We start from the raw sequence: 17,854 nt of genomic DNA, 5'->3' as shown, positions 1-17,854 counted from the left end.
TTGGCTGGCAAAAACGACCCGAACGGGCTCGCAACAAACCCGGGAGTCGCCCCACGATGAAACCTATTTCGTCAAAATCAATTTACCCAAGCGGGTGGCCTGCAAGCGGTACACGTTGCCATTGTGTGCAATGGCCACCGTCTTGCGGCCTTGCAACAAATCTTGGCTGTCTAAAGCGTCTAGCGCTGGTGTGCTGCCATGCACCTCTAAGGCGGCAGAGGCAGACGGCTCTTGGGGGGCAGCGCCCCCCAAGGCCGCAGCAGCAAGAGAGAGCGAAGAACCGGTCAAACTGGCGTACATGGTGTCCATACTCCAAGGCAAAAATTATTGGGGGTCGGTGACAAAACCGATTTTGCGTACACCGGCACGCTGGGCGGTAGCCATTGCTTGGGCCACACGCTCATAGCGCACCGCCTTGTCGCCCCGGATATGCAAATCGGGTTGTGGCTCTTTGGCAGCTTCAGTTTTCAGCAGGGCCTCCAGTTGCTCCTCCTCTATGGGTGCGCCATTGAGAAAGTAGGCCCCATCGGCAGCCACGCTCAGGCGCACCGTCTCAGGTTTAATCAGTTCAGGCTGATTGCTGGCACGGGGCAAATCCACATTGACCGAGTGCTTCATTACCGGCACGGTAATAATGAAGATGATGAGTAGCACCAGCATGACATCCACCAGTGGTGTCATGTTGATTTCGTTCATCACCTCATCGGTATCGTCTTGGGTTCCAAAGGCCATGCTCAAACCCCTTTCTTCAAGGGATGAACCTTGCCTACTTCGACACCAACAGAGACACGGGCACCAGTCACGCAATAAGCGTGCAAGTCATGGGCAAAACTGTTCAGACGGTTCAGGATGGACTTGTTGCCCCGCACCAGCGCGTTGTAACCCAGCACCGCCGGAATAGCCACGGCCAGCCCCAGTGCCGTCATGATGAGGGCCTCGCCAATGGGGCCAGCCACTTTGTCAATCGTCGATTGGCCCGACGTACCGATGGCAATCAAGGCATGGTAGATGCCCCAAACGGTGCCAAACAGGCCAATAAAAGGAGCTGTAGAACCCACCGAGGCCAAAATAGCCAGCCCCGATTGCAAACGGGCGGTGAACTCATCAATGTTGTTGCGCAGACAACCCGTGACCCAATCGCTCACGTCCAAGCTATCGTGCAATTGGCTTTTGGTTTGGCGGTGGTGGGCGGTGGCTTCGCGCCCCTCAATAGCCAACTGGCGAAAAGGATTGGCCGGATCAGCACCGAGCTTTTCTAAGCCAGCCGCAAAATCTTCGCTGTGCCAAAACCCCAAGGCCGCCCGTGCGTGTTGCTTGAATTTGATGATATCCAGCGCCTTGATGATGATGACGATCCACGACGCCAGCGACATGCCCAGCAGCAGCACTGCTACCAGACGGGTGACAAAATCACCCTGCATCCAGACGTGGGCCAAGCCAAATTGCGATTCCATGAAAACTCCTGACGATGGATTTAATTATTCGAGAACAAAATTGATCGGCACCAGATTCCACATGGTCTCAGGTACACCGTTGCGCTTGCCGGGCACAAAGCGCCAACGCATCACGGCCTCTTGGGCTTGGCGGTCTAACCGGTCATAGCCGCTCGATTGCTGTAATTGCACCTGCTGCGGCAACCCATCAGCACCAATCAGCACGCGCAGCACGACCTTGCCTTGCTCGCCCATGCGCTTGCTGATAGCAGGGTACGCTGGTGCTGGGTTTTGCAGATAAGCGGCATGGCTGGAAGGCAACTCAATCCGTGGCGGGGCCGGGGGTGCTGGAGGAGCAGGTGGTGCCGGGGGAGAGGGCGGCGCTACTGGTGCAGACACAGGGGCCGGAGCCGCCTCACTGGCCTGCACTACGGGGGCATTGGGGGTGGCCGGTGCATGGGCAACTGGCAGCGGCACAGGGGCAGGCCGTGGCATCGGGGTTTTAACCACCGCCGGACGCGGCACGGGCGGCGTCTTGGGTGCAGGCGGTGCCGGAGGTGGGGGCGCTGGGGGTGGAGCCGCCACCAAGAACTCGGCCAACACTTGGGCAGGTACCACAACTTCTTGTGGAGCGGCCTTGCGCAACAACCCTGCCTGCAAAGTCCACAGCCCGACGGCATGGGCCAGCACCACGCCAGAAGCAATCAGCGCATGGCGGGTAGAAACAACAGGAAAAGCAACACGATCAAAAGAAGACATAGAACCATCAATAACGGCCAGCACCCCAAGCCAATATAAAACTTACACCCGGTGGGGCCTGCTCAACGGTGAAAAATCCACCAAGCCGAAACCACTACCAACAAGGCACTGCCTGCAAAGATGGACAGCATCATGGCGAACTAGACCCCAGCCCCGTGGGCATGGGGCGCTACCAACATATTGTGCAAAGCCGCCACAGGCCGACTGGCATGGCACTGGGCCACCACATCGCGGGCGCAGCCCTCGCAGCGGCCACATTGGGTGGCCACACCCAGCTCAAACTGAATATCGTCAAACCCCATGCCAGCGTGGGCATGGCGGGCAATGTCACGGTCAGAGACCCGGCGGCAAACACACACAATCATGACAGACACTCCAGCAAATAAAACCGTTGGAAGAACTGTCTGAATTATAAATGAGAATTCTTCTCATTCAATAAATCTATGCTGCCAAGATGGGATTACGCCCGACGCTAGGCTGGGTTGCCCAGCAGATTGGCCGCTGCCACATCGGCCAGTGTGGCGCAACCCATCAGGGCCATCGTGGCCTCCAGCTCATCGCGCAACAGACGCAGCACATGGGCTACGCCCACCGCCCCGGCGTTAGCCAATCCATGAATGGCGGGCCGCCCCAGTAATACGGCACTGGCCCCCAGCGCCAGCGCCTTGAACACATCGGTGCCCCGGCGAATACCGCCATCCACTAGCACCGGCAAGCGCCCCTGTACGGCCTGTACTATCGCAGGCAGCGCTTGGGCGGTCGTCAATGCGGTATCTAAGGTACGCCCACCGTGGTTAGACACAATCAACCCGGCCACACCGATGGCAGCGGCCTGTCGGGCGTCGTCGGGGTGCAGCACGCCCTTGAGCAGCACTGGCAAGTGGGTAATCGATTGCAGCCATTGCACATCGTCCCAAGTGGGCGCATCGTGCAGTAAATCATCGAACAGGGCACTGCGCCCCGCCTGCAAAGGCCGGGACGGGCGCGGTGACAAGCCATCCAAATTAACCGCACGGATACCAGGGGGCAAATGGAACCCCACTCGGCGCTCGCGGTCGCGGATGCCGCTCACTGGAGCATCCACTGTCAGCACCAAGGCTTCATATCCAGCGGCCTCGGCGCGCTGCACCAAAGTGCGGGTAAAACCCCGGTCATGCTGTAAATACAACTGAAACCACAGCGGGCCACTGCCTACATCGGCCAAAAAGGCTTGCGCCACCGTCTCTAGCGGGGTACTGGCTTGGGTGCTTAACACCATGCCCGTGCCCAAAGCGGCGGCGGCATAGGCGCTGGCTAATTCACCATCGATATGGGCTAGCCTTTGAAACGCCACCGGAGCCAACATCATGGGGTGCGCCAAGGTACGGCCCAGCAAGGTAGTGCGGGTATGGCCGCCCGCCAAGCGCTGCAACACACGCGGTTGCAGGCGCAAGGCATCCCAAGCCGTGCGGTTGGCGCGCAAGGTGATTTCATCACCGGCACCACCGCCAAAGTAGGCCCAAGCGTTATCGTCGAGGTGTTGCCTAGCCTGCTGCTCGTGGTCAGCCAAATTGACGATGCTGGCGGGCACCGTCTGGCGTTGTAATCTGTGCATCATCCGCTCAGACATCGGCCCACATACGCAGCAGGTTATGGTAAGTGCCCGTCAGCCCCACCACGGCGGGGGCAGTTTCGCCCACGGCACTGCGCAGGCGCAGCAAGTCCATGTCCATATCGAACAGCAATTGGCGCTGTTCTAGCGAGCGCACCATGCTTTCTATCCAAAAGAAGCTGGCAATGCGCGCCCCCCGCGTCACCGGGGCCACTTGGTGCACGGTAGAGCTGGGATAGAGCACCATATCGCCCGCAGGCAATTTGATGGCTCGCTCCCCTTGCGCTTCGCGGATCAGCAATTGGCCACCGTCGTACTCCTCTGGCTGGGCCAGAAAAATGGTGCAAGACAAATCGCTGCGCACCCACTGCTCTGGGTAGCGTGAGCGCAGCACGGCACCATCGACATGGTTGCCATAAAAGTTGCTGTCGCCGCTGTAGCGGTTAAACAGCGGATTAAAAATCCTTTTGGGCAAGGCCGCTGAAAAGAACAAGGCATCGCGCTGCAAGGCCGCCAGCACCAAGGCACGCAATTGCTGCGCTTGGGGGCTGTCTTGGGCCAATTGCTCATTGCGCTTGTGTGCCAGCGCCTGCCCACCGGCACTGCTGCGCCCGTCAATCCAAGGGGCATCATCACCTAGCAAAACACGGGCAGTTTCAACCTCTTGCGCGGTGAGGATATTTTTCAGATGCAAAAACATACGGGGCAAGCAGTGCGTGGTAGTAGGGTGGTGGGCCGCTTAGAAACGGGTCTTGAGCGTCAGTTGCACCGCACGGGCAGCACCGGGGGCATAGAAACCACGGTACAGGCTATCGGCATACAGCTCATCGCTCAGGTTGGTGACGTTGAGCTTGACCGAGGTTTTTTCGTTCAAGCTGTATTCCACCATCGCATCTGCCGTAACAAAACTGTCGGCCAGCACGTTGCGAGCGCCTTCGGGGTTTTGCTGACCCCGGTAGTTCAAACCGGCACCCACACGCCACTGCGGCGTGACAGCGTAGGTCGTCCAAAAGCTGCCGCTGTGCTTGGGCGTCAGGCCGGGGCGGTCGCCCTTGACTTGGGCACCACCACCATTAGCGGCCAAGGCCACATTGCTTTTGTCGATTTTGGCACTGGGAATCCAAGTGTGGTTATAAAACACTTCCCAACGCGGCGTGACGCGCCCGGCCAAGTTGAACTCCATCCCGGTGGCATGGCGCTTGCCCGAGAGCAACTGCTGGGTAGATGCGGTGTCAGGGTCGGTATTGCGCTCGTTGTATTTTTCGCTGTAGAAGGCGGCCACTCCAAGGCTAGCGCGCTTGTCAAACAGTTCAAATTTGCCGCCAATTTCAAAGTTTCGGCTCTTCTCTGCCGGAGTATTGGCCGTTTTTTCAGTCGCGGCATTGGGGTTACCAAACTGGTAGGTATCGCCCGAAGTGTTGTACGAAGTGCCATACGATACATAGTACGAAGCCAGATCGCTAGGCTGGTACAAAGCCCCAATACGGGGGCTCCACAGATCATCCGAGCGCGCATGGCTCAGATCGGCACTGGTGTGGTACGACGCCTTAAAACGGTCATAACGCAACCCCGCCACCAGTTTGAACTCTGGTGTCAGGCTCATAGTGTCCTGTGCGTACAAGCTGACATTGCGCGCCGTGAAACTGTTGTAAGCCGGATTGCCACGGGTGTCTGCACGCCAAGCACCATCGTTTGGGGTGCCCACCGTGGTGTTTAAGCCGCTGGCGGGGCCTGCAAAATTTTGGTTGCGCTCGGCATCATCATGGTAGATGTCCAGTCCAGCAATCAGCGCGTGCTTCTTGCCCAGCCAATCAAAAGTGTTGGTGTAATCGCTTTGCAGTTGCGTCAGATCGCTACTACCGACACGGCCCTTGGGGGAGCGTGTTACTACCGTACTGTTATTGATGTTTGCTAGCGTGGTGCCGGTACCAAAGCGGATCACGCTGGCCCACAAATCGCGCTCGTAAGTGCCGTGGCGCAAGCGGGTGGTCAGCTCGCCATTATTGTCAAAACGGTGGATATGCGACAGCGTGACGTACTTGGCCGAAGTGTTCAAATAATCACTGCTCAGGCCGTAGTAATTCTTAGCGGGCAACGATGGCACGATCACGCCATTGTCCAAAAACCAAGGGTGGTTGTAAGAGGGTCGCCCTTGGATGTCCAAATAGTACAAACCCACCGAGAACTCATCACGGGTGCCAATGCCCCAACTGAAGGTGGGTGCAATGCCGCGCTTTTTCTGCGTGGCACCGTGGTTATCGGCGTTGTGTACCATCGCATTGACGCGCAAAGCCGCATCTTCGCCGGTCTTAAAGTTAAAGTCACCCGTGACGCGGTGCTCGTTGCCAGTGCCAAAGGTATAAGTGGCTTCGTGCTGATCCATCAACAGTGGCGCTTTGTTCACTTGGTTGACCACGCCGCCGGTCGAGCCTTTACCAAACAACATCGAGGCCGAGCCTTTGAGCACTTCTACCCGGTCGTTGTTAAAGGTGTCGCGCTCATACAACGGGGCATCTTTCATGCCATCAATGTAGATATCTCCAGCTTGGCCCAAGGAAAAGCCGCGCAGGCGCACATCTTCTTCGCCGGTCTCGCCCGCCTGAAAAGTCACGCCTGACGTGGTGCGCAGTACCTCACGAAAGTCGTCTTGATTACGGTCGTCCATCAGGCGCTCGGTAAACACCGTAACGCTTTGTGGAATGTCGCGCAGTTCTTGCTGGCCTTTGCCGATGGTGGTTTTTTTAACCTGCAAAGTGTCTTTGCTTTGGATCTGCACCGCCTCACGCACCGTGACGGCAGGCAAGGTAGCACTGGGTGGCTCGCTGGTCTGCGCCCAGCTCCCCATCGAGGTAGCCAGCATCAAAGCGCCCAATGGCAACAAGGGCTTATCTAGGCCTGTTGTAGTGCGGCTGGATACAGCGGTGGTCTGCCACTGGGGCGCGGGTGTAGAGTTTTGCAAATGCGGTGCGGGTTTCTTTGCCAATTGGGCCTCCGTAGGTATGACATTGCCACCGACACCACCATCGGTGCCGGCACAGGTACGAAGCAGTGGCTGGGAAACTGGCTGTGCATCGCAAAGACGCCAATCTTAAATCAAATAACAACTATTCTCATTCAAAAGCAAAGTGAAGAAAAAAAAAGGCCGGCAAAGCCGGCCTCGTGTGAAGGGCGCGAACGCTTATTTCACGTGCTTACCAATCAGGCCAGCCATCTCGAACATCGAGACTTGGGGCTTGCCAAACACCTTCTTCAGCTTGGCATCAGCATTGATGTTGCGCTTGTTGGCTTCGTCTTGCAGCTTGTGCTCTTTGATGTAAGCCCACAGCTTGCTGATGATTTCCGTGCGTGGCAGGGGAGCCTTGCCCACCACAGCGGCCAGTTCATCACTCGGTGTCAGGGGCTTCATGAAAGCCGCGTTGGGGGTGCGCTTTTTAGCAGCAGGGGCAGCAGCTTCAGCAGCGGGGGCAGCAGCAGCCTTGCTGACCTTTGCAACCTTTTCGGGTTTGGCAGCGGCAGCAGCGGGGGCGGCCTTAGCCGGAGCTTTTTTGGTAGTTGCCATGTTGGGTTTCCTTATGAATAACGAGCAGTGTGAACCAGCGAAAACCTGCTTCTCCACTGGCTAGAGGGATGCTACTGGGAAAAAAAGAGCTTTCCAAGAGGTGGGGTACTTTTTTTGCCACAAACTATGACAGAAATAGCGCCCATAGGCGCTTTACAGCCGGTCTTTCACAGACTTTCACTCTCAGTGACAAGCCTGCTGGTTGTTGACAATGCGTTTGAGGGCATCGGTATTGAGGATACGCACATGGCGCTGGCGCACCTCGACAATGCCATCATCGACAAATTTAGAAAAGGTGCGGCTGACGGTCTCTAGCTTGAGGCCCAAGTAGCTGCCGATCTCCTCGCGGGTCATGCGCAGTACCAATTCTGATTGCGAAAAACCCCGCGTGTGTAACCGTTGTACCAAATTGAGTAAAAAGGCGGCCAAGCGCTCTTCGGCGCGCATGCTGCCCAGCAGCAGCATGACGCCATGTTCGCGCACAATTTCGCGGCTCATGATCTTGTGCACATGGCTTTGCAGCGCCGTCACCTCGCGAGACAGCTCTTCGATGCGATCAAAGGGCATCACGCAAACCTCGGCATCTTCCAAGGCGATGGCATCGCAGGTGTGCCGGTCATTGACAATGCCATCCAAGCCAATCACCTCACCCGCCATCTGAAAGCCTGTGACCTGATCGCGCCCGTCCTCGGTAGCCACACAGGTCTTAAAAAACCCGGTTCGGATGGCATACAAGGAGGTAAACGCCTCGCCGTTGTGAAACAGTGTGCCACCGCGCTTGATTTTGCGCCGGGTGGCTACCATGTCGTCAATGCGCTGGATTTGTGCTTCGGTCAGGCCCAGCGGCATACAAAGCTCGCGCAGATTGCAGTTGGAGCAGGCGACTTTGATGGTGTGTGGATTCATGGCAAGTAAGGCATTTCCGGCAAGCAGCCGACGGTCGGCATGTTCAAATTATCGCCCATCACCCACAGCGCCCCACAGCGCTGTCTTTTGCCGCCTGCCCTTGATAGACGTCAACGCCCACCCAGCCCATTTACGGCACAGTACATGGGCACTTAAGGAAGTTTCTGATGACCGTTGTTTCCCCTGAATTGCTGACCCAGTTTGACGTGCCCGGGCCGCGTTACACCTCCTACCCAACGGCAGACCGCTTTGTGGAGGCGTTTGGCGAGGCCGATTATGTGCTGGCCCTGCAACAGCGTAGCGTGGGAACCTCGGCCAAAGCGCTGCCGTTGTCGCTGTATGTGCATATTCCATTTTGTGAATCGCTGTGCTACTACTGCGCCTGCAACAAAATTATCACCCGGCACCAAGACCGGGCCGAGGTTTATCTGCGCTACCTCAGCCGCGAGGTAGAACTGCACACCGCCCACTGCGGCAAAGGCCAAGTAGTCAGCCAGCTGCATCTGGGCGGCGGCTCGCCCACGTTTTTGTCCGATGAGGGCTTGCGCGAGTTGATGGCCATGCTGCGCAGCCACTTTACGCTGGCCCCCGATGGCGAGTACTCCATCGAGATCGACCCACGCACGGTAGATGCTGGGCGGCTGGCCGTGCTGGCCGAACTGGGTTTTAACCGCCTGAGCTTTGGCGTGCAAGATTTTGACCCCGAAGTGCAAAAAGCTGTCCACCGCATCCAGCCTGCCGAGCAGGTATTTGCACTGGTAGAGGCCGCACGAACGCTGGGTTTTGCCTCAATCAACATTGACTTGATTTACGGCCTGCCCCGCCAAACACCAGCCTCGTTTGAGCGCACGTTGGCCCAAGTGGCACAGCTGCGCCCCGACCGCATCGCCCTGTATGCCTACGCCCATCTGCCTGAGCGCTTTAAGCCACAGCGGCGCATTGTGTGGGCCGACTTGCCAATGGCCTCGGCCAAAGTGGGGATGCTGGCGCGCTCGCTAGAGGCCTTTAATGCAGCGGGCTATGTCTATGTAGGGATGGACCATTTTGCCCTGCCCGACGATGCACTGGCCGTGGCTAAACGCCAAGGACGCCTGCACCGCAATTTTCAGGGCTACAGCACCCAGCCCGACTGCGATTTGATTGCGCTGGGGGTATCGGCCATTGGACGCGTGGGTGCCACCTACAGCCAAAATGCCAAAACACTGGACGAATACTACGACCACCTGAACCAAAACCGTCTGCCCATTGTGCGCGGTTTGGCCCTGACGCGCGACGATTTGGTGCGCCGCGCCGTCATCATGGCCTTGATGTGCCAAGGCGAACTGCTGTTTGAGCCATTAGAAGCCGCTTGGCTGATTGATTTTCGACAGTATTTTGCTGCCGAGTTGGACGTGCTGCAAGAAATGGCCGGCCAAGGCTTGGTCAGCTTCAACGCCGATGGCGTGCAAGTCACGGAGATGGGCTGGTACTTTGTGCGCGGCATTGCCATGACGTTTGACCGGTATTTACAGGCCGACCGGAACCGAACCCGATTTTCCCGCATCATTTGAGGATGATGCTTTTTTCAGTGGCCTGGACGGCCTTGGTGATGGGGCTGGTGGGGGGGCCGCATTGTTTAGCCATGTGCGCAGCCCCTTGCGGTGCCGTGGTGGGGGCGGGTAACTCTGAGACGACTACCACGCAGCCGGTGCAAGGGCCAACCAGTAGCCCGCAGCGGCTGCGACTCTGGGCATACCATGTGGGCCGACTGCTGGGCTATGCCAGCGTGGGGGCGCTGGCAGCGGTAGCCATGCAAAGTCTGGCGTGGGTCACGGTGCAAAGCGCCGCCTTGCGCCCAGCATGGACAATGCTGCATGTGGGCATTTTGGCTTGGGGCCTGATGATGGTGGTGCTGGCACGCCAGCCCGCTTGGGTAGAGCAAGCCGGGCGCGGGCTTTGGCAACGGGTGCGTCCAGTAGTGGCTAAACCGGGCGGCGTGTTTGCCACCGGCTTTCTGTGGGCACTGATGCCTTGTGGTTTGCTTTATTCAGCCTTGCTAGTGGCATCACTGAGCGGTAGCGCTCTGTCGGGGGCCGTGACGATGGCACTGTTTGCCTTGGGCAGTGGCTTGTGGCTGCTGGCCGGGCCGTGGCTGTGGTTGCGGCTGCGCCAGCGCCTGAAGGTGCATGGCGACCGTGGCACACGGCTGGCAGGCGTGTTACTGTGTGGTGTGGCATTATGGGCGTTGTGGCTGGATGCTACCCACGGGCCGGAACTGTGGTGCAGCTAGCCCCCGGCCTTGGGGGCTAAATAATGGCTTATATCGGCCCTCAGGGCAATTGCATTTGACTTAGGAGTGACGCAAAAGCGCCTCGAATCTTTAATTTACGCACATTGAACTCATGGGATGGAAAGTTGAGATCGCTGGTTTTGCGTAACTCCTAAAATTTGGCTGTTCAAACAAAGTTCGTTAATTGGCAGTATGTGCTACGAGCATGACCGCAAAACGCTGGCTGCTAACGTAGCCAAACACCTATGCGCATCGACCTTTCAAACCCTGATGCCGTTTGGCAGGCGGCCAATCCCATCCTCACCCAGCCCAATGCCGTAGCCATTTTTGCCAAGGCGTTGGCCTTATTGCCTCAGGAAGAATTGACCGACTCGCCACTGCACCGCATCCGGCTGGAGTTGTGTTACGGCCTGGCACTGTTTTCAGGTAGCCAGATAACGGCCAGCTTGGCGGTATTACGCACAGCGTTGCACCGGGCGGCCCAACAGCCCATGCCTAGACCATCGGATCAGCCCCCTATCACCATCGACACCAAAGCCGGGCTGGCCCTGTTGCGCCAGACGCTGGCAGGCTTGGCAGCACAGGGCTTAACAGCCTTTGCCACGGCAGGCGCACTGCTGGGTCTGGTGCGCAATAATCAACTGCTGCCCAACGACAAAGATCTGGACGTGGTGGTGCCCATGCAGCAGCTGCAAGCTGCTGTCGATGCCATGCCCGCTTGGGGTTGGAAACCGGCATGGACGGTGGTCAAGGCTGTTAACTTTCGCAGCTTTGTGCATAGCGAACATGCCATCACGCTCGATCTGTTTGGCTACGAGTTTGACGCCGTCAACGCATGTGTCTGGGGTGGCTGGTGGCCCGTTGGGCTGCCGCGTGAACAGGGCCGCCTGCTCAAATTCAAGCCCATTGAACTGGTGCTAAACAACCACCCCTGGGGCACGCATTGGGACGTACACCACCCCGAAAGTCTGCTGGCAGAGCTTTACGGCCCCCACTGGCGCACGCCCAATGCCGAATTTGACAGCACCATAGAAACCCCAGCCCTGTTGGCCTACAACGACTACACCCGCACCTGGGGCGCATTACGCCTGTTCGAAGCCTGGATACAGGGGCAAGCCAACCTAGTGGCTCGGCGCTTGCACACCTTGGCCCGGCTGGATGGTACCGACCCCGTGGTACACGCCTTTGCATCCCCTCACGCCCACCCATTGCCATGCTGAGCCCACTAGCCCAAACCGACCTGCGAAACGACCCACACTACAGCTCACACACCGCTAGAGTGGTGGGTGGCACGATTGGCGCATTCGACTTGTTCCATGTGGGGCACCTGCGTTTTTTGACGGCTGCACGCCAACACTGTAGCCACCTGAAAGTGGGCATAGGCTCTGACCGACTGCTGCCGCTGAGCAAAGGACGTGTACCCGTTTGCAGCGAGACACACCGCATGGAAATTGTGCTGGGCCTGCGCTGTGTGGACGACGCCTGCATTTTTGATGTGGGGCTAGACCAAACCGATGCTGCCGCCCGTTGGCTGATCGACTGGGGCGTGAACACCGTGTTCGTAAGCAGCGACTGGATCGATACCTCACGCTGGCAGCGCCTAGCGCCCTTGCTAGCAAACAGCGGCATCGCCTGCCAAGCGCTGCCCTATACACAGGGTATTTCGAGCACCGCCTTACGCCAGAAAATGGCCCAAGGGGGCCAATAGCTGTAGCAACACACTCGGCGGCCCCCTGTTTCAGTACCACCGAGCTCCGAGTTCCAAGAGAATACGTCTGCTGCAACGCCAATTGCACATTTGGCCATCGCATCTTAGCTTGCCCCAATGCGCCTGACTTTAGCCCCGATGCCAGCGAATTCGATCACCTAGGCAAAGGCACACAAAACATCAGGCAACTGGCAACGGAAGGGCGAATGCAGACCCACAAAGAACCAAATTTTTGCAACTTGCCTATAGGTTGCACCCAACAAAAAAGCCGCTCCCGGTTAGGAGCGGCTTTTTGCTGATTTACTTGGGGTGGCTGATGGGGCTCGAACCCACGACAACAGGAATCACAATCCTGGACTCTACCAACTGAGCTACAGCCACCGTAGATTTGAATTATAACAGCAAAAAATGCGAAAAAAGCCGAAATCAATTTTTTTCTGTCGTTGCTGCCGGACGTGGTGCCTTCATCTGCACCTTAAACCTGGTTTTCAGGAAGTCATAGTAGGCTTGGGTTTCTGCCATCGTCAGCCATTGCATGTATTGTTGTTGGCGTTGTGCTTCGATGGTGGCCTCAGAAGCCTCACGTGGCAGCACACGGTTGATGCGTGCCAGCGTGTAGCCACTGCTGCCCACATCGACACCCACCCAAGCGGGTAGCTTATCGGTTTTGGCAGACAGCACAGCATCAAGCAGCACTGGCGCTTGATTTTGCCGCTGGTCACGCGACAACACCAGTGGAGCACTGAGGCCGGTAGCGGTTTCGGGCTTCACCTGCCAAGCAGCCAATCGAGCTTCACCTTCTTTGCGTGCCAATTCAGCCGATTTTTCAGCCACATAGAGTTTTTGCACTTGTGGGCGCACCGCATCGAAGGCCAAGGTAGAAGCGGCTTGGTGGGCGGTGATACGACCTGCTACCAGTTGGTTGCTACCCAGCTCCAACGCCTCCGTATTGCGTTTGTGGCTGATAGAGTCTTCAGAGAACAGCGCTGCCAAAAATTTCTCATTGGCCAGTACGCCGGTAGCGCCGGGTACTGGTTTACGTTGCACCTTGTTGGCCGTTTGCACCTTCAGACCCAGTTTATCGGCCACTGGTTGCAGGCTTTCGGCCTGTTCATAGACGGTATTGCTGAAGGTCTCAGCGACCTCAGCAAACTTGCGTTGTGCCTGTTGCTGGCGCATTTCGGCTTCTAGGCGTGGACGCAACTCGTCAAAACTCGGCTGACGGGGCGTTTTGATGTCCGTCAACTGGATGATGTGGTAGCCAAATTCGCTCTCGACCAGTTCGCTGATTTCGTCTTTTTTCAGCGCAAAGGCGGCATCTTCAAACGGCTTGACCATCGCGCCACGGGCAAAAAACCCCAAATCGCCGCCTTGGATGGCTGATCCAGTGTCTTGCGATGATTTTTTGGCCAGTTCTGCAAAGCTGGCTGGGGCTTTGCGCAGTTGCGCCAGCAGTTCTTCAGCGCGGGCCTTGGCCTTGTCGCGCTCTGGGGCTGGGGTGTCTTTGGCAGCGTTGATCAGAATATGGCGAGCGCGACGCTCTTCTTTGCCAGCCAGACGGGCCAGATTTTCTTGGTAGTAAGTGCGCAGATCGGCTTCATTGAGGGTCAAGCCTGCAGCAACACTGGCCAGATCAAGCACCACGTATTCCATGCTGGCCTGCTCAGGTTGCTGAAATTGAGCAACATTGGCTTTGTAATACGCTTCTAGCAACTCTGGGCTTTGCTCGACTTTGGCAGCAAAGCTGGCAGGCTTGAACTCTACCAGCTGCACTTCGCGGCGTTGCAGCAGGGCATCGAGTGTTACTTTGGTTTGTGCTGGGGTACTAAAGACGGTATCACTGACCCCGCCCAACACTTGGTTGACCGCCAGTTCTTGGCGCATGGCGGCTTCAAAACCTTCAGGGGTCAGGCCCTGTGTGGCCACCAAGGCTTTGTAACCCTCGATATTGAGCTTGCCGTCTGGTTGACGCAGGGCCGCAATTTGCGGGATGTCACTGAGGTGGCGCGCCAATTGGGCATCACTGGCCACCAGATGGGATTTATGGGTCGCCGCTTGCAACACCCGCTCACGCACCAAACGCTCTAGGGTGGCATAACGGGCCTCAGGGGTATCGAGCAAGGCAGCGTTGATGTTAGGCTGCTGGGCGCGCAAGCGCTCTGACTCTTGGCGGTGGGCATTGTCCCAATCGGTTTGGGTGATTTCGTGGCCATCAACCACCGCTACCGCCGGACTGCTGCCGGAAAAATACGTCGAATCAATGCCTACCAAAATGAAGGACGGAATGATCAGCAAGAACAGCAAGATCATCGCAAGCTTGGAGTGCTTGCGGATGGATTCAAACATGGTCGATCTTTCAGATAAAAAAAAAGCGAACTAATGTTCGCCTTTGTGTCGGTGGTGGTGGGTGCTAACGGGGTCGAACCGCTGACCTACGCCTTGTAAGGGCGCCGCTCTACCAACTGAGCTAAGCACCCCACCGAAGTCGCTAGTTTACAGCATCTTTGAGCCCTTTGCCAGGACGAAACTTAGGAATTTTTGTGGCTTGGATTTTGATAGGGGTGCCGGTGCGCGGATTGCGGCCTGTGCGCGAAGCCCGTTGCCCCACGGCAAACGTACCAAAACCCACCAGTGACACCGTGCCACCCTTGCGCAAAGTAGTTTTTACAGCATCTATGGTGCCATCCAAAGCGCGGGCAGCAGCGGCTTTGGAGATGTCGGCGTGCTTGGCAATGTGGGCGATCAGTTCGGTTTTGTTCACAAAGGGCCTCTTGGAGCAGCGTGGTTTGAAGGCTGGGTGCTGCCGCTGGCGATTCTAGTCGTATCTAATCGCCATAACCCAAGCCGCTTGCAGGGCTTGCTGTGCGTCTGGGGCCAGCACGCCCAGACGCACCCAACCCGGCAGCCCAAACGAGGTGCAGTCGCGCAACTGGACGCCCTGCTCGCGCAGTGGTGCCAACAGGGCGGCTACATCGGCCACGGGAGGGCGGGCTGTGAAATAGTTGGCCATGCTGCCTTGCTGCACTTGCCAGCCCATCTGCACGCACAAGGCTTGTTGCGCGGCCTTCCAGTGGCGCAGGGTATGCAGACTCTGCGTGAGCCAACTTTGGGTACTGGGCTGCGCCCAACTGTGTAGCAACGCGACACCATGCGCCCCTACCGGCCAAGAAGGGGCCAGCGCGATGAGCGCAGCCACGTCTTCTTGGGCGCTGTGCGCTGGCGCGATGGCATAAGCGGCGCGCACGCCGGTCAGGCCCAAGGCTTTATTGGGTGTCCACAGTTGCCAAAAATGGGCCGGGATGGCACGGTGGTGCGCTGGCTGGTGCAATTGCAGCGGGCGATAGGCACAGTCGAGCACCTGCCAGCGGGCCATTTCTGGTGACGCTGTGGACAAGGCCAGATCGGGTAGCCCCTGCGGGCTAGAAGGCTCACAGGCCCAGTGCAAATCGGCTAATGCTGGCGTGTCGGTTTGGATGTCGTGGCACAACGGGCCATCGTCTGCCGGGCGGCGATGGATGGCGAAGCCCCAAACCCGTGCCGCTTGGGCGTAATCGCCATAGCTGTGTGGGGGTAGCGAGACCGTTTGAGCACCGCACCGGGCGGCCAAGGTGGTGATGCGCCAGATAAATTCACTGGCACTGGCCGCCAACACGATGCGCTGCGGCTCGACACCATGAAACTCGGCCAGCGCCGTGCGCAGGGTGGCATAGCTGGGGTCAGGGTAGCGGCTGGCATCGGCCTGTTGCACCGCAGCCAAGACTTCAGGGCAAGGGCCACAGGCATTGCTGTTGGTAGAAAAATCCCAGCGCGCCGGGCCATGGGCATCGGGGCCGCCGTGTAGCGATGGCTCGGCTAGAAAAGAAGCAGGCACAGAAACGTTCACAGGAAAAATGCAAAATTTAAAGAGCCAACACACCCCAAGCCAGCAGCGCCAGCAGGCAGGGAATGGTGACGGCCCTAGAAGCTAGCGCACAGGCACGAGCCGTGTCAGTCATGCTGGAAGCTTGGCCTGTGGCATGAAGTTGATAAACACCAGGTTTGCCCAGCCGGATGCGCAGTGCCAGCGCCATCGCAGCCATAGGCCAGCCGCTGTTGGGGGAGGGGGTTTGCTGCGCTTCGCGTGCCAACATACGCAAGGGCAAGCCACCGGCGGCCACAGCTAGCAGGGCTGCCGTCAGGCGAGCGGGCAACCAAGAGAGCACATCATCGGCGCGGGCGGCCCATTTACCTGCCCATTGCCAATAACGGGCCGAGGGGCCACTACCGCGCAGGCCGGGGTAGCCCCACATGGCATCAGCGGTGTTGGCCAGCCGGTATAGCGCCGCCCCCGGCAAGCCCGCTACGGCAAACCAAAACAGCGGCGCGATCACCGAGTCGCTGAGGTTTTCGGCCAAGGATTCGATGGCTGATTCACGCACCTGTACGGCGTCTAAGGTGGTTACATCGCGGCTGACCAGCCAAGCCAATCGGGCACGACCTGCGTCCAGCGACTGGCCCAAAGCCGCTTCGACGGCCTGTACTTCGTGGCGCAGCATCCGCCACGACAGCAAGGGCTTGAGCCACAAACCCAGCAGCGCGCCTGCCAGCAAAGTAGGGGCGGGGCTATCGCGCAGCAGATGCAGCGTAGCCCCTTGCAACAAGACATAACTGCCACTCACAATGGCAACCAACACACACCATACCAATGCAAACCACCAAAAGGAGTGCCAGTCTGGCCCCACAGTGGCGGCAGTGGGTGCCCAGCGTCGGCTGGCCCAGCCTAAGGCGTTCCCCATCCAAACCACTGGGTGCCAACGCACTGGAGGCTCGCCCCAGCAATGATCTACCGCCAAAGCCACCAGCAGCGCCAGTAAGGCGATTTGGCTGCCACCGCTACCGCTGGCCCATAACGGCCCCCACAGCCCATCCACTTCAGGCATTGGTGCCTTCTGTGCCGGAGGAAAACAGCGCAGACGGCGTATTCCACTGGTCATCAAACACCAGTGAGGCCAGCGGCGCACGTTGCGCCCAGCGCTCTTGTTGCAGCATGGGCTCGTGGTAAAACTCCTGCACTGGCCCCAGACACAGCAGGGCAATCGGTTCGGCCCCGACGGGGAAACCCAGCAGCTGGCCCAAGGCCACGGGGTCAAAAATAGAGACCCAGCCCATGCCCAGCCCTTCGGCTCGTGCGGCCAGCCACAGGTTTTGGATGGCACAACTGGCCGAGGCCAAGTCCATCTGTGGCATGGTGCGGCGGCCAAAAACATGCTGCTCACGGCCATCTGCCAGCGCCACTACCAGCAGCTCAGCAGCATCCAAAATGCCCTGCACCTTCAGGCGCATAAATTCTTCTTGGCGCTGCCCTAGGGCTTGGGCGGTCAAGATGCGCTCTTGCTCTACCAAGGCGTGCAATGGCTGGCGCAGTGCAGGTTGGGTGATACGGATAAAACGCCACGGCTGCATAAAGCCCACGCTGGGGGCATGGTGTGCTGCTTGCAACATACGCCGCAACACCTCAGGGGCCACGCTGCCGCCACCAAAGTGGCGCATATCGCGCCGCTCATGGATGGCACGGTACACCGCCAGCCGTTCGGCTTGAGTAAAGGCTTGTGCGCTGGAGATGGCTTGCGTGGTGAGCTGCGGCATAGCT

Annotated in this window: 18 protein-coding genes, 2 tRNA genes and 1 pseudogene; 4 read left to right on the top strand and 17 right to left on the bottom strand. The window is 58.3% G+C overall.

Features of this window, described 5'->3' with window-relative positions:
* Positions 1–63 precede the first annotated feature (63 nt).
* From hemP to fnr, 10 genes are all read right to left on the bottom strand, one after another.
* Positions 64–300 (bottom strand): hemin uptake protein HemP, encoded by a 237-nt coding sequence (gene hemP, locus BMX55_RS00245; protein ID WP_091452999.1) that lies wholly within the window; start codon positions 298–300, stop codon positions 64–66.
* A gap of 24 nt (positions 301–324) precedes the next feature.
* Positions 325–732, bottom strand: coding sequence for an ExbD/TolR family protein (locus tag BMX55_RS00240; RefSeq protein WP_091450985.1), 408 nt, complete (start codon positions 730–732; stop codon positions 325–327).
* Between the two features lie 2 nt (positions 733–734).
* On the bottom strand, positions 735–1,454 hold the full coding sequence (locus BMX55_RS00235; protein ID WP_091450982.1) for a MotA/TolQ/ExbB proton channel family protein: 720 nt from the start codon (positions 1,452–1,454) through the stop codon (positions 735–737).
* 24 nt (positions 1,455–1,478) lie between these two features.
* The gene (locus BMX55_RS00230) at positions 1,479–2,192 is read right to left on the bottom strand and encodes an energy transducer TonB (RefSeq protein ID WP_091452995.1); all 714 of its coding nucleotides are present in this window, start codon (positions 2,190–2,192) and stop codon (positions 1,479–1,481) included.
* Between the two features lie 140 nt (positions 2,193–2,332).
* Positions 2,333–2,557, bottom strand: coding sequence for a (2Fe-2S)-binding protein (locus tag BMX55_RS00225; RefSeq protein ID WP_091450980.1), 225 nt, complete (start codon positions 2,555–2,557; stop codon positions 2,333–2,335).
* Positions 2,558–2,664: 107 nt separating this feature from the next.
* Complete coding sequence (locus BMX55_RS00220; RefSeq protein WP_091452992.1) at positions 2,665–3,789, bottom strand: alpha-hydroxy acid oxidase; 1,125 nt, start codon at positions 3,787–3,789, stop codon at positions 2,665–2,667.
* A gap of 4 nt (positions 3,790–3,793) precedes the next feature.
* On the bottom strand, positions 3,794–4,483 hold the full coding sequence (locus BMX55_RS00215; RefSeq protein ID WP_091450978.1) for a Fe2+-dependent dioxygenase: 690 nt from the start codon (positions 4,481–4,483) through the stop codon (positions 3,794–3,796).
* A gap of 39 nt (positions 4,484–4,522) precedes the next feature.
* Entirely contained in the window at positions 4,523–6,766 is a 2,244-nt protein-coding gene (locus BMX55_RS00210) for a TonB-dependent receptor (protein ID WP_425432033.1), read from the bottom strand.
* Between the two features lie 195 nt (positions 6,767–6,961).
* Positions 6,962–7,342, bottom strand: coding sequence for an SWIB/MDM2 domain-containing protein (locus BMX55_RS00205; RefSeq protein ID WP_091450975.1), 381 nt, complete (start codon positions 7,340–7,342; stop codon positions 6,962–6,964).
* Between the two features lie 183 nt (positions 7,343–7,525).
* Complete coding sequence (fnr, locus tag BMX55_RS00200) at positions 7,526–8,248, bottom strand: fumarate/nitrate reduction transcriptional regulator Fnr (protein ID WP_091450971.1); 723 nt, start codon at positions 8,246–8,248, stop codon at positions 7,526–7,528.
* Between the two features lie 167 nt (positions 8,249–8,415).
* On the opposite strand from fnr, the gene hemN reads away from it, so the two are divergent.
* From hemN to BMX55_RS00180, 4 genes are all read left to right on the top strand, one after another.
* Entirely contained in the window at positions 8,416–9,798 is a 1,383-nt protein-coding gene (gene hemN, locus BMX55_RS00195) for an oxygen-independent coproporphyrinogen III oxidase (protein WP_091450969.1), read from the top strand.
* Positions 9,799–9,803: 5 nt separating this feature from the next.
* Positions 9,804–10,517, top strand: coding sequence for a sulfite exporter TauE/SafE family protein (locus tag BMX55_RS00190; protein WP_091452987.1), 714 nt, complete (start codon positions 9,804–9,806; stop codon positions 10,515–10,517).
* A gap of 245 nt (positions 10,518–10,762) precedes the next feature.
* The gene (locus tag BMX55_RS00185) at positions 10,763–11,737 is read left to right on the top strand and encodes a hypothetical protein (RefSeq protein WP_091450968.1); all 975 of its coding nucleotides are present in this window, start codon (positions 10,763–10,765) and stop codon (positions 11,735–11,737) included.
* Complete coding sequence (locus BMX55_RS00180) at positions 11,731–12,225, top strand: FAD synthase family protein (protein ID WP_091450965.1); 495 nt, start codon at positions 11,731–11,733, stop codon at positions 12,223–12,225. The genes BMX55_RS00185 and BMX55_RS00180 overlap by 7 nt, the downstream gene beginning before the upstream one ends.
* 305 nt (positions 12,226–12,530) lie before the next feature.
* On the opposite strand, the gene BMX55_RS00175 is transcribed toward BMX55_RS00180, so the two are convergent.
* From BMX55_RS00175 to bluB, 7 genes and pseudogenes are all read right to left on the bottom strand, one after another.
* Positions 12,531–12,606 (bottom strand) — tRNA-His (locus BMX55_RS00175).
* A 45-nt stretch (positions 12,607–12,651) separates the two neighbouring features.
* Entirely contained in the window at positions 12,652–14,571 is a 1,920-nt protein-coding gene (locus BMX55_RS00170; RefSeq protein ID WP_091450962.1) for a SurA N-terminal domain-containing protein, read from the bottom strand.
* Between the two features lie 55 nt (positions 14,572–14,626).
* Positions 14,627–14,702: transfer RNA gene (locus BMX55_RS00165), tRNA-Val, on the bottom strand.
* Positions 14,703–14,713: 11 nt separating this feature from the next.
* Positions 14,714–15,013: pseudogene (locus tag BMX55_RS00160) on the bottom strand (HU family DNA-binding protein); the annotation flags it as partial.
* A gap of 27 nt (positions 15,014–15,040) precedes the next feature.
* Positions 15,041–16,096: an aminotransferase class I/II-fold pyridoxal phosphate-dependent enzyme gene (locus BMX55_RS00155; RefSeq protein ID WP_091450956.1), complete on the bottom strand. Its 1,056-nt coding sequence runs from the start codon at positions 16,094–16,096 to the stop codon at positions 15,041–15,043.
* Positions 16,097–16,124: 28 nt separating this feature from the next.
* Positions 16,125–17,144: an adenosylcobinamide-phosphate synthase CbiB gene (gene cbiB, locus BMX55_RS00150; protein ID WP_091450953.1), complete on the bottom strand. Its 1,020-nt coding sequence runs from the start codon at positions 17,142–17,144 to the stop codon at positions 16,125–16,127.
* Positions 17,137–17,850 carry a 5,6-dimethylbenzimidazole synthase gene (gene bluB / locus BMX55_RS00145; protein WP_091450950.1) on the bottom strand — a complete coding sequence of 238 codons (714 nt, stop codon included), beginning with the start codon at positions 17,848–17,850 and terminating at the stop codon, positions 17,137–17,139. Before bluB ends, cbiB begins: the two co-directional genes overlap by 8 nt.
* Between the last annotated feature and the right edge of the window lie 4 nt (positions 17,851–17,854).

Source organism: Giesbergeria anulus (assembly GCF_900111115.1).
Classification (GTDB): domain Bacteria; phylum Pseudomonadota; class Gammaproteobacteria; order Burkholderiales; family Burkholderiaceae_C; genus Simplicispira; species Simplicispira anulus.
This window is presented reverse-complemented; position numbering and strand designations above follow the sequence as displayed.